This is a genomic window from Pseudomonas maumuensis (assembly GCF_019139675.1).
Classification (GTDB): domain Bacteria; phylum Pseudomonadota; class Gammaproteobacteria; order Pseudomonadales; family Pseudomonadaceae; genus Aquipseudomonas; species Aquipseudomonas maumuensis.
In genome coordinates this window covers 2,842,195-2,854,091 of sequence record NZ_CP077077.1, presented here as the reverse complement: position 1 = coordinate 2,854,091, position 11,897 = coordinate 2,842,195, and the positions used below count along the sequence as shown (strand labels likewise).

Sequence of the window (11,897 nt, the reverse complement as noted above, 5' to 3'; positions counted from 1 at the left end):
GTCCTTCTCAACCTGTATTCCGCACGAGGCGGGCAAACCCGCAAAAAACAATGCCCACGCTCAGGCGCCACTGCCGATGCGGTAGCGCATGCAGGTGCGCACGCCGGCGGCGATGTACTTCTCGACCGAGGACACCGATACCCGCAACTCGGCGGCGATGGCGCGATGGGCCATACCGTCGAGCCGGCACAGCAGCAGGGCCTGGCGGGCCTTGGGCGAATGCCGTTGCAGGGCGCTGTCGATCGCGCCCAGGGCCTCGACCACCAGCGCCCGCGCCTCTTCTGAGGGCACCCGCGGCTCAGGCTGCAGGCCGTGGTCCTCGAGGTAACGGGTTTCACGTTGGCGGCGGCGGTACAGGTCGATGACCTTGCCGTTGGCGATCTGCGTCAGGTGGCAGCGCGATTGTTCCGCCGTCGGCACCTGGCCCTTGTTCATCAGGTGCAGGTAGATGTCATGGGCCAGGTCCGCCGCGTCCACCGCGTTGCCCAGCTTGCGGCGCAGCAGCTCGCACAACCAGCCGTGATGATCCTGATACAGCTGTTGCAGCTGTTGACGAAGCGCGAACGTTCCGTTGTCCACGGTACCTCTCCCTGAGCGTGGTGCATTCCAGACGGCTTCCTTTGACGTGCGCCAATCTAGATGATAATTATTTGCATCTTTCTCACCATAACGAATCCTCGGGATTCACGCAATGCACCCTGGTGGTGCGAACCCTCTGCGCGGCCACTCACCGCGATCCATGGATGGCAGTGAAGGCCGACGCGGGCCTTGATCGATCGAACAGCAGGAAGCTAACCATGTTGGAACGCAACACCACCCTACCCTCGCCCCAGGCCCTGGATGAACACGAAGAGCTCGCCTGGTTCGCCCAGCAACAGCAACCCGAGCAGCTGCACCGGCAACTGGGCGCCTGGCGCCTTGGGCCCACGGCCGACCTGTCGCTGCTGGCCCTGGCCGTGCAGGCGGTGGTCGAAGCCACGCCGGGCCTGAACAGCCGCTACCACTTCAGCGACGACGGCGACCTGTACAAGACCCAGGAGCTCGGCTGGTACCCGTGCCTGCGCATCGAACGGAGCACGGCCGAGGGCATGGACGCCTTGCTGCGGGCGCGCCAGGCGGCGCCCTGGGATTCCACCATGCAGCCGCCGTTCGAGGCCCTGCTGCTGGCCGGCGATCACCAGGCTGCGCTCGGTCTGCTCTGCCATGCGGTGCTGCGTCAGTCGCCGCAAACCCTGCTCGAACGCATCCGCGCCGCCTATGACGCCCAGGCCGGCGACCAGCCACTGGTGCTCGAACCGTTGTCGCAGGCGCCCTCGACGGACATCGCGCAACGCATCCTCGAGGCGTTCCGCCAGGCATTGGCGGAGCCTGGCATGACCCTGGACGATGACTTTTTCGACATGGGCGGCCACTCGCTGCTGGCCACCCGGATCATCGGGCGCTTGCAGGGCGAGCATGGCATCGAACTGCGCTTCAGCGACTTCTTCGCCTCGCCCAGCGCCTCGGCGCTGGCCACACGGGCCAAGCTGAGCCAAGGGCAAGCCAGCCAGGCCAGCGATCAGGCCAGGGATATCCAGCAAGCGCCGATGGCCCTGGCCCAGGCGTCGTTGTGGCGCGCCTGCGCGGCCTTCGACTACGGCACCATCTTCAACCTGCCCTTTGCCCTGGACTTCCACGACCTGGTGGACGAAGCGCTGCTGCAGCAGGCCTTCACTGACCTGCTGGAGCGCCATGCCAGCCTGCGCACCACTTACCATGGCGAGGGCGACGACGCCTGCCAGCGCATCGTGCCGCTGGCCGAGCTGGGCCGTTTCAAGTGGTTCTGGAACAGCGCTGAAAGCGCTGGCGCGAGCCTGGCCAGCGAGGCGAAGCACCGCTTCGACCTGGCCCGCGAACTGCCACTCAGGCTGCGCCTGCTGCGTGACCCGCACAGTGGCCACCAGGTACTGTCATTCCTGGTCCACCACATGGCCATCGACGAGTGGTCGCTGAACGTGATCATGGCCGAACTGGCCGAGGCCTACCTGGCCCGCGCCCAGGACCGGGCGCCGCAATGGCCCGCTGCGGCGCGCACCTTCCACGAATTCGCCCTGGCCCAGAGTGCCCAGGGCCCGAACCCGCGCCACCTGGCGTACTGGACCGAGCTGCTGCGCGACGCCACTCGCGGCCTCGCCCTGCCCGCCTGCGGTGACGCCACGCTGCTGCCCGCCGACCAGGCGACCACGCGTGCGCGCTGGCTGGAGCTGCGTCCCGAACCCGGCATGCTGGAGCAACTGGGCGCCAGCGCCCGGCAACACCAGTCGTCACTGTTCAGCGTGATCTACACCGCCATCGCCCTGTCGCTGCACAAGCTCGGCAACCTCTCGGACCTGGTGATCGGCACCTCGGCGTCCGGGCGCACCGACCCTGCGTATTTCGACACCGTCGGCTACTTCACCACCATGGTCGCCCACCGCGTGCAGTTCGCCCCCGAACAGTCGCTGGCCGGGTTGCTGGGCGAGGTGACGCGGATGATCAACGATTCGATGGCCTATGCCGACGTGCCCATGGAGACCATCCAGCAGGCGCTGGGCATGACCCCCGCCGAGGGGTTGATGTTCGATGTGTATGTGCAGATCCACGCCAACAACGCCCTCAATGGCGCGTTGCAGGCACCCGATGGCCGGGCTATCCGCTACAAGCAGATCGACCCGGACAAGAGCGAGTCGATGTTCGGCCTGCAGTTCGAGATCATGGAAGATGTGTTCGATGGCCAGCGCTCGCTGCGCCTGGTGATCACCTACCGCAGCGAGCGCTACAGTGGTGCTCAGGTCGAGCGCCTGTGCGCGATGATTTCGGCGGCGTTCGGTGTGTTGGCCGAGGTGGATGGTGGCCGGCGGGCTTTGGCTGCGGTGGTGTTGTAGTTCAAGGTGGGCGGCGCTTCTGGGACTGAGCGTCGCCTGCTATGTGTTTGGCGAAGGAGTTTCAGCGCCTTCAAGATCGAGCGCCGCCCGCGCGGCGTATCGCTGGCAAGCCAGCTCCCACATCTGTTTCGGGCCAGTTATGCCTGCGCCGCCGCGGCTGTACGCCTTGTGGGTACGACACGGTCTCAGCGTGGGCATCACTGGCGTCCCACTTGTCTCAAGGCATGCACCAAGGCGGACAGCGACAACTTCACAGGACAGACTGGCCCGAAATAGATGTGGGAGCTGGCTTGCCAGCGATGCGCCGCGCGGGCGGCGCTCGATTTCATAGGCGCAACATCCCTCCCGGCGAACACCTCGCAACCCAAACGCCAATCACCCCTCCGGCAACCCATAGCGCTGGAACGACGAGCGCTGCGGCACCCGGTACTGCGCCCGGCCCAGCAATTGGTTGACGATCACCGCATTGCGCACCGGCCCCAGCCCCAGGTCCGGCGAGCCGACGCCATGCTGGAAGATCTCGGCGTTCTGCACGAACACGCGGCCACTGCCGCCATCGCAACGCTGCGCGGTGAAGTCCTCACCGACGAGGCAGTCGCCGTGCGCGTCGGTGGCCAGCACCGAACCCTTGAGCTGCTCGAACCACTGCGGCCAGGCATGGGCATAGCCGGTCGCCGCGACGACCGCGTCAGCGTCCAGCGTTGCCCGTTGCTCCAGCTGGCTATGCCGGAAGGTCATGCGCAGCCCCGCCGAGCCCAGGTCCTCAACCGTCTCCACGTCACAGCTGGACAACAGCGTCAGCCCAGGCTCGCGCCCGCCGATGGAGCGTTCGTAGATCAGGTCGTAGATCGCGCCGATGGTCGAGAAGCTGATGCCTTTGTACAACAGGCCCTGCTGGGCGACGATCTCTCGGCGTTTGTCCCGCGCCAGGGTGTGGAAGTAGTTCATGTACGCCGGAGTGAAACACTCCTGGCCGAGCTTGGAGTATTCCATGGGGTGGAAGCCTCCCGAGCGGGTGATCCAGTGGATCGACGCCCCCGCCTCCACCTGCTCCGGGGTCAGCGCGTTGAACAGCGCCAGCACGCACTCCGCGGCGCTCTGTCCGGAGCCGACCACCACCACGCGCCGGCACTGCTCCAACTCGCCCTGGCGCTTGCCGAACTCCGCCGAGTGCAGCAACGGCGCCTGGGTGCGGGTTTGCGCCCAGGCCGGCAACCACGGCCGGGTACCGAGGCCGATGGCCAGGTCGCGGCTGCTGTAGCGCCGCTCCAGGCCCGACACCGACACACTGTCGATGACAAAGCGTTCGCTGGCGTTGTCATAGCGCACGCCCGTGACCTCCTCGCCGAAATGGCAGCCCGGCAATTGGCCCGCCGCCCAACGGCAATAGTGGTCGTACTCGCGCCGGGGCACCTGGAAGTGGTCGTAGTAGTAGAACTGGAACAGGCGGTCGTGCTGGTGCAGGTAGTTGAGGTAGCTCAGCGGGTGACATGGGTCGGCCAGGGTCACCAGGTCGGCCAGGAATGGCACCTGCAAGGTGGTGCCGGGCAGCAGCAGGCCCTCGTGCCAGCGGAACTGCGCCTTGCGCTCGAGGAACGCGCAGCTCAGGTGCGGGTGGCGTGACAGCAGCGCGGCCAGGCCCAGGTTGAACGGTCCGATGCCGATGCCGGCGATATCCAGGTGTGCGATGTCCATATGCTCGATGATTTCCCAAGAACGATGATTGGCGCCCCGGGCCAGGTCCGGGGCGATTGATTCAGGCCGGCGGTTTCACACGGGGGCAGTGACGAGCAGGCGCTCGACCTCTTCCACCGTGCGGCACGGCAGCAACTGCGCGGGCGACAGGCGCACCGTGAAGGCTTCGCCCAGGCGCGCCGCCAGCGGTTTGAGGTGCTGCGGCCGCAGGCCCATGGCGAGGAAATCCCTTGCCGGCTGCGTGGCGCCGAGCACCTGCTGGTAGATCGCCAGCACCTGGGCATGACGCTGCGGGTCGCTGGGCACAGCCGCCGGTATTGGCGCCTGCTCGGTGTCACCTTCAAGCAAGGCGCGGGCGAGCCTGCGGTCCGGCTTGCCGTTGGCGGTCAACGGCAAGGCGTCGACCTCGACGAACCGCGTGGGTACATGGGACTGCGGCAGCAGGGCCCGGGCATGTTCACGCAACGCCACGGCGCCGGGCGGCGCAGCATGGCGCCTTACATACAGCGCGCCGATGCAGGCCTCGCCCTGTTGCGTGTCGCCATAGTCCACCACCAGCACCTGCTGCACCGCCGCATGGCGGATCAGCTCGATCTCGATGTCCGGCAGCGACACCCGCACGCCGCGCACCTTCACATAACCATTGACCCGGCTGTCGAACAGCAGCACGCCGTCCTCGCGGTAGCGCCCACGGTCACCGGTACGGAAGGCACGCACTGGCGCGCCGTGCTCGTCGAGCACATCGACGAAGTCGTTCTGCACCAGTTCGCCGTCCTCCAGATAGCCCAAGGCCAAGCCCACCCCACTGGTGTGGATACGCCCGGCGACGCCCTGCGGGCAATGCGCGCCGTGCTCGTCCAGCAGCCAGTAGCGGTTGCCCGGTAGTGGCCGGCCATAGGGCACCCTGGCGCGGTCCTGTTCACCGATTTCGTGCCAGATGCTCCAGATGGTGGTCTCGGTCGGGCCACCCAGGGACACCAGCCGCGCCTCGGGCAGTTGCTCGCGTAGTTCGGCGATCACCGCTGGCTTGATGTAGTCGCCGCCCTGGGCCAGCAGGCGCAGGCTGCGCAGACCATCACCCTGACGGCAGGCCAGGAGCATTTCGAGGATGGCCGGCACCGAGCACCAGAGGCTCACGCCGTGCTGCCTGACCAACTGGTTCCAGCGCAGCGCATCCTTTTCCTCGCCGGGCTCGGGCAGCACCAGCGCCGCCCCGGCGCACAGGCTGCCGAACACGTCGAACAGCGACATGTCGTGGTGCAGCGGGGTCACCGAGATGAACACATCATCGCGGCTGACCTGCCACTGCGCCAAGGTGCTGCCGATGACATTGGCGGTGGCGCGGTTGTTCAGCACCACGCACTTGGGCTTGCCGGTGGTGCCGGAGGTGTACAGGTAGTAGGCCGGCGCGGTGCTCGCCGACAAGGCCGCCAGCCCCGTCAGCTCCAGGGCTGCCGGAGGGCTGGCCAGCAGTGGCGCGACGGCGTCGACCACCAGCGCCGGCTGGCAGTTGTCCAGCAGATAGCGCAGGCGCTCCTCGGGCGCCGCCGCGTCGATCGGTACCCAGACCAGCCCGCTCAGGGCGCAGGCCAGGGTCGTCATGGTGTGCTCAGGACCGCGTGGCAGGCAAATGGCGACCACCTGGCCGGGGCGCAGCCCGCGGGCCTGGAATGCCCCGGCAATGCGCTTCACACCCTCCCCCAGCTCGGCATAGCTGTTGCGCCGCTCGCCATGCAGCAAGGCGATGCGTCCATTGTCCGGGCCGAACAGGTTGTGGGCGATGCGCCCAAGGAAATCGACCGGTTCGGCCTGCGCCTCGCTGCTGTTCAGGCGGTAGTGGCCAAGGTCGATGAACTGCCGTGCGTGGACTTCGAATGCAGCCTGCCCGGCCAATTGCTCCACCGCCTGGTTCAAGGCCGCGAGCAACTGTCCGACCCAGCGGCCATCGACCGCTTCGCGGGCATAGTCGATCTCGAACGCCAACCCGCCCTCGGCGGTGTTGCAGAAACGGATGTCCATGGCCACCTGCGGCGTCTGGGTCAGGCCCGCCCTCAGGGACATCGGGCCATCGACCGCGCCCACCGGCCAGGACAGGCCGTTGGTCAGCACCACCGGTAGCGCCGGGCCCGGGCCGTTGCTGTCGTACAGCAGGCGGGCCAGGTCCACGCCGGAGAACGCCAGATGCTGCAAGCCTTCCAGCACATCGGCCTGCAGGCGCTTGGCGCGCTCGGTCAGGCTGGGCAGGCCGCGCTGCCAATCGACGGCGATGAAGCTGGAGCGGTTGGCGAATGCGCCGTCCTGCGGCGGCGCCACCGGCACCGCCACGCACAGGCTGCCTTCGTCGAGCCAGTGGCCGAGCACTTCCAGCACCACGGCCATGATCGTCGAGTTCTTGAACAGCCCCTCACGCGCACCGGCGCGGCTCAATACCTTGAATACCTGGGCGGGGATTACCTGGCGCTGGCGGGCGTATCGGGCCACGCCGACCTTGTCCAAGGCTTGGCGCCACGGCAGCCTTGGTGCGCCGTCGACCTCGGCCAGCTTTGCCTTCCAATACTCGGCATCGGCCTTGCGCACCTCGCTCTGGTCGATGCCAGCCGCCGTGGGCTCGCTGGCCGTCAGCGGCTGGCAGTGGCCGTCGAACAGTTCGACCATCAAGGTCGCGATGGAGCGTCCATCCAGAATCAGTGCATCGAAGCGCACGAACACCACCAACTCGCCTTGTGGCAACTGGAAGGCGGTGACATTCCAGGGCGGCCCGACCAGGTCGAACAGCGCATGGGCATAGTCCTGGCGCCGGACCTCGAGCTGCGCCTGAGCCTGCTCGGCCGTCAACCCGTGCAGGTCGATCACCTCCAGGTTGACCTGCACCTGGTCGCTTATCGACTGGGTCAATGCCTGGGCATCGATGCAAGTACGCAGGCTGTCGTGGCGGCGCACCATGTCCGTGAGGCGGCTGCGCAGCAGCGCCAGGTCCATGCGCCCGCGATACTCGCGGAACTCCTGCATGGCCACGCCGCCCAGCGGCAAATGCTCGCCACGCCCCAGCAGGTAGGCCTGTTGCAGGGCGTTCAAGGGTCGCTCCCGGCTCGCCGCAATCGCCAATGGCTGGTGCAGCGCGCCCGTGTCGGCAGCCACCGCCACAGCCAGGGCGATGAAGCGCTCGAACAGTGCCTGGACCCAGTCAGCGGGCAATGCGTCCAGGCGCACGTCCCAATTGATCAGCAGGCCACCGTCGGCCCGCGCCACCTGTGCGTCCAGGGCCACCTGCGGGCCCTGGGAGATCACCCAGTCCATCGGCCCGAACACCCGGCTCACCCGCTCGGAGAACAGCTCGCCGCCAGGCAGGTCCAGCCCTGCGGTGAACACCACCGGTGCCAGTTGCGGCGTACCGTGATGGCGCGACAGGTCGCGCATCAGGTCCACGCCCGGATAGGCGCTGTGCGCCAGACGCTCCACCAGTTGCCGATGCAGGTCCCGGCACAGCGCGGCAAGGCTGGCGACACCGGTGAAGTCGACGTCCACCAGCACCAGGTTGGCGAACTCGCCAACGATGCGTTGCACAGGCTCCAGCAACGGTTCGCGCCAGAACACCGGGACGTTCAGGCGCAAGCGGCGATCGCCGGTATGTTCGCCCAGGGCGGTGGCGAACAGCCCGAGCATCAACGCCGAAGAGGTGATCCGTTGTGCCCGCGCCGCGTGCTGCAAGGCACGATACTGCGCAGGTTCAAGGCGAGCGGCAAAGCGCTCGCTGCGTGCAGGCCCTGGAGGGAGCAAGGGCAGCGTGGGCGCCGGGGCGATCTGCGCCAGGCGTGTTCGCCACCAGGCGCGGTCGCGGCTGCGGGCGGCACGCAGGTCGGCATCGGCACGCACCCGGTCCAGCCAGTCGAAGTAGTTTGGCGTGGTTGGCAGAACGCTTTCAGGCGAGTCGTACAGGCGGGCCAGGTCTTCCATCAGCACCCGCAAGCTCGACGGGTCCACCGCGATCATGTCGGTGTCCACATGCAAGCGGCAGGCATTGCCCGGCAGCAGGCTGAGGCCAAAGCGTGCTGCCTGACCCAGGCTCAGGTCCAGGCGCTGGTGGCTCCACTGCTGGCGTTTCTCCAGCAGGCGCCGCTCCACGGCTGGCCCATCCAGATCGCTGAAATCCTCCAACTCCAGATGGGCGCGCTGTGCTTCGTCGATGGTCTGCAACCCCTGCCCGTCGATGTGCAGGCTGAGCATCGGATGCGCCCGGTACAGTTCTTCAAGTGCGCCGGCAAGGCGCGCCACATCGATGGCCCGGCCATCGAACTCGGCGTACAGGTGCGCGCTGACGCCACCCAATGCCGCATGTGCATCCCGCCCGATCCAACAGGCGGCCTGCATCGAAGTTAACTCTCTCATCGCTTACCCGCGTAGTTGACAAATCCATGTGTTTCGCGTCCTCATATTTACTAACGAGAATGATTATATTTCAAGGTTTTCTTTCTCACCCATCGCCAAGGAGGCAACCCATGAAGACAGGCACCCTGCGTTTGCAAGACAGGGACACCATGCCGCTCAACCAAGAGGATTCGAGCTTTTCATTCACATCCGGCGAGCGCGAGCTGAGCGTCAGCGGCCTGCGCGAACGCATCGACACCGCGGCCCACGGCAGCCATTTGGCCAGTGGCGCACTGCGCCGCAGCATCGACCAGGCCTTCGAACGCGCCCGCCAGGCCGGGCAGGAAAATCCCATCGTGGTCGGCGCGATCCCCTTCGACACCACCCAGGCTTCCAGCCTTTACGTGCCCGAGGCCTATACCTGGCAGGCGCGCGCCGCGGCTCCTGTACAGCCCGGCTCGCTGCCTGCTCTGCTCAGCCAGGCCAACATCCCCGACGAACACGGTTTCAAGCGCGCCGTGCGCCACGCCATCGTCAACTTCCAGCACAGCGATGTGCGCAAGGCCGTGCTCTCGGTGCAGCGCGAACTGCACTTTGCCGCGCCCGTGGACACAGCCCAGGTGCAAGCCAACCTCAAGGCACTGAACCGCGAGGGCTACCACTTCCGCGTACCCCTAGCCGACGGTTCCACCCTGCTGGGGGTGAGTCCGGAGCTGCTGGTGCATAAACAAGGCAGCGCCTTCGTCAGCAACCCGCTGGCCGGCTCCGTGCGGCGCATGGCCGACCCCGAAGCCGACCGCGCCAATGCGCAATGGCTGGCGGCGTCGGAGAAGGACCACTACGAGCACCGCCTGGTCACCGAGGACATCGCCCAGCGCGTCGGCGAGCTGTGCAGCCGCCTGCAGGTCCCCGAACGGCCCTCGCTGATCAGCACCGCCGCGTTGTGGCACCTGTCCACGCGCATCGAGGGCGAACTGGCCTCGGCCGATATCGACGCCCTGCAACTGGCCTGCCGCCTGCACCCGACCCCCGCCGTCTGCGGTTACCCCACCGAGCGCGCCCGGCAGTTGATCCGCTTCGTCGAGCCCTTCGAGCGTGACCTGTTCACCGGCATGGTCGGTTGGTGCGACGCCCAGGGCAACGGCGAGTGGGTGGTGACCATCCGCTGCGGCACCTTCAACGGCCAGCGCGTGCGCCTATTCGCCGGCGCCGGCATCGTCGAGGCCTCCAGCCCCGACAGCGAATGGAACGAAGTACAGACCAAGCTCGGCACCATGCTGCGTGCCTGTGGCCTGGACCATTGACCTCAAACCCGCTTTCCGAGATGCCCATGACCATCGAATTCACCCCCTGGCCCGCGGACCGGGCGCAGCGCTATCGCGCCGCCGGCTACTGGAACGACCAGCCGCTCAGCCAGTTGCTGATCGCCCGCGCCGCCGTGCAGCCGCAGGCCCCGGCGATCCTCTGCGGCGAGCGCCGCATCAGCTACGGCGAACTGGATCGCCGTGCCTCCAACCTGGCATCGCGCCTGGCCGCCCACGGCCTGGGCCAAGGCGACACCGCGCTGGTGCAGCTGCCCAACGTCGCCGAGTTCTACATCGTGCTGTTCGCTCTGCTAAAGGCCGGCATCGCCCCGGTCAATGCGCTGTACAGCCACCGCCAGCACGAGCTGGGCGCCTTCGCCCGGCAGATCCAGCCGGCCCTGCTGATCGCTTCGGCGGAGCATGAGGTATTTCGCAATGACGCGTTCCTCGACGACCTGGCCAAGGAAGGCCTGCGCCCGAAGCTGACGCTGATGCTCGATGCCCTCGACGACTGGAGCGCCAGCGCCGATGTGCGCGGCACCCACTACGCACCCAGTCCGTCCGGCGAGGTGGCGTTGTTCCAGCTGTCCGGCGGCAGCACCGGCACCCCCAAACTGATCCCGCGCACCCACAACGACTACGCCTACAGCGTGCGGGCCAGCGCGCAGATCTGCGCCCTCGACAGCGACACGCGCTTCCTCTGCGCGCTGCCGGCGGCGCACAACTACACCCTCAGTTCCCCCGGTGGCCTGGGCGTGCTGCACGCCGGCGGCTGCATCGTCATGGCGGCCAACCCGGAGCCGTTGCACTGCTTCGCCCTGATCGAACGCCACGCCGTGACCATGGCCGCCCTGGTGCCCAGCGCCGTGGCCCTGTGGCTGCAGGCCGCCCCCGGGCACGCCGCCAAATTGCGCAGCCTGCGCCTGCTGCAGGTCGGCGGCGCCAGTTTCGCCGAGGCCTTGGCGCGCCAGGTGCCCGAGGTGCTGGGCTGCAAGCTGCAGCAGGTATTCGGCATGGCCGAAGGCCTGGTCAACTACACCCGCCTGGACGACAGCGACGAGCAGGTATTCACCACCCAGGGCCGGCCGATCAGCGAGCTGGACGAGGTGCGCATCCTCGACGAGCAGGGCCAACCGGTCGCCGACGGCGAGCCGGGCATGCTCGCCACCCGCGGCCCCTATACCTTCTGCGGCTACTACAAGAGCCCCGAGCACAACGCCCAGGTGTTCGACCAGGACGGCTTCTACCACTCCGGCGACATCGTCCAGCGCAGCGCCGACGGCAACCTGCGGGTCGTCGGGCGGATCAAGGACCAGATCAACCGCGGCGGCGAGAAGGTCGCCTCGGAGGAAATCGAGAACCTGATCGTCATGCATCCCGATGTGACCCACGCCGCCCTGGTGGCGCTGCCCGACGAACTGCTAGGCGAGAAGAGCTGCGCCTTCATCGTCTCGCGCAACCCGCAGCTCAAGCCGATCGCCCTGCGCCGCCACCTGATGGGCTTGGGCATCGCCGAATACAAGCTCCCGGACCGGATCCGGCTGATCGACGCCATGCCGCTGACCGCGGTGGGCAAGATCGACAAGAAGCAACTGCGCGCGCTGCTCGCCGTCGCCCCGACCGCCTGATC

Annotated in this window: 6 protein-coding genes; 3 read left to right on the top strand and 3 right to left on the bottom strand. The window is 67.4% G+C overall.

What is annotated here, in order from left to right; genetic code table 11:
• Window positions 1-60 precede the first annotated feature (60 nt).
• Window positions 61-579 carry a sigma-70 family RNA polymerase sigma factor gene (locus KSS90_RS12845; protein ID WP_217869697.1) on the bottom strand — a complete coding sequence of 173 codons (519 nt, stop codon included), beginning with the start codon at window positions 577-579 and terminating at the stop codon, window positions 61-63.
• 218 nt (window positions 580-797) lie between these two features.
• Between KSS90_RS12845 and KSS90_RS12840 the strand changes: the two genes are divergently transcribed.
• A complete protein-coding gene (locus tag KSS90_RS12840) occupies window positions 798-2,903 on the top strand; it encodes a condensation domain-containing protein (protein ID WP_217869696.1) in 2,106 nt (701 codons plus the stop codon).
• A gap of 375 nt (window positions 2,904-3,278) precedes the next feature.
• On the opposite strand, the gene basC is transcribed toward KSS90_RS12840, so the two are convergent.
• Together basC and KSS90_RS12830 are read right to left on the bottom strand one after the other, a co-directional pair.
• Window positions 3,279-4,598 (bottom strand): putative histamine N-monooxygenase, encoded by a 1,320-nt coding sequence (gene basC / locus KSS90_RS12835; protein ID WP_217869695.1) that lies wholly within the window; start codon window positions 4,596-4,598, stop codon window positions 3,279-3,281.
• Window positions 4,599-4,673: 75 nt separating this feature from the next.
• The gene (locus KSS90_RS12830; RefSeq protein WP_225933165.1) at window positions 4,674-8,966 is read right to left on the bottom strand and encodes an amino acid adenylation domain-containing protein; all 4,293 of its coding nucleotides are present in this window, start codon (window positions 8,964-8,966) and stop codon (window positions 4,674-4,676) included.
• Window positions 8,967-9,094: 128 nt separating this feature from the next.
• Between KSS90_RS12830 and KSS90_RS12825 the strand changes: the two genes are divergently transcribed.
• Together KSS90_RS12825 and KSS90_RS12820 are read left to right on the top strand one after the other, a co-directional pair.
• Window positions 9,095-10,267 (top strand): isochorismate synthase, encoded by a 1,173-nt coding sequence (locus KSS90_RS12825; RefSeq protein ID WP_217869693.1) that lies wholly within the window; start codon window positions 9,095-9,097, stop codon window positions 10,265-10,267.
• Window positions 10,268-10,293: 26 nt separating this feature from the next.
• The gene (locus tag KSS90_RS12820; protein ID WP_217869692.1) at window positions 10,294-11,895 is read left to right on the top strand and encodes a (2,3-dihydroxybenzoyl)adenylate synthase; all 1,602 of its coding nucleotides are present in this window, start codon (window positions 10,294-10,296) and stop codon (window positions 11,893-11,895) included.
• Window positions 11,896-11,897 lie beyond the last annotated feature (2 nt).

Bases quoted from the DNA above. Each gene is read 5' to 3' on its own strand.
- KSS90_RS12830 (WP_225933165.1), bottom strand. From the start codon at position 8,966: ATGCAGGCCGCCTGTTGGATCGGGCGGGATGCACATGCGGCATTGGGT.
- KSS90_RS12840 (WP_217869696.1), top strand. From the start codon at position 798: ATGTTGGAACGCAACACCACCCTACCCTCGCCCCAGGCCCTGGATGAA.
- basC (WP_217869695.1), bottom strand. From the start codon at position 4,598: ATGGACATCGCACACCTGGATATCGCCGGCATCGGCATCGGACCGTTC.
- KSS90_RS12820 (WP_217869692.1), top strand. From the start codon at position 10,294: ATGACCATCGAATTCACCCCCTGGCCCGCGGACCGGGCGCAGCGCTAT.
- KSS90_RS12825 (WP_217869693.1), top strand. From the start codon at position 9,095: ATGAAGACAGGCACCCTGCGTTTGCAAGACAGGGACACCATGCCGCTC.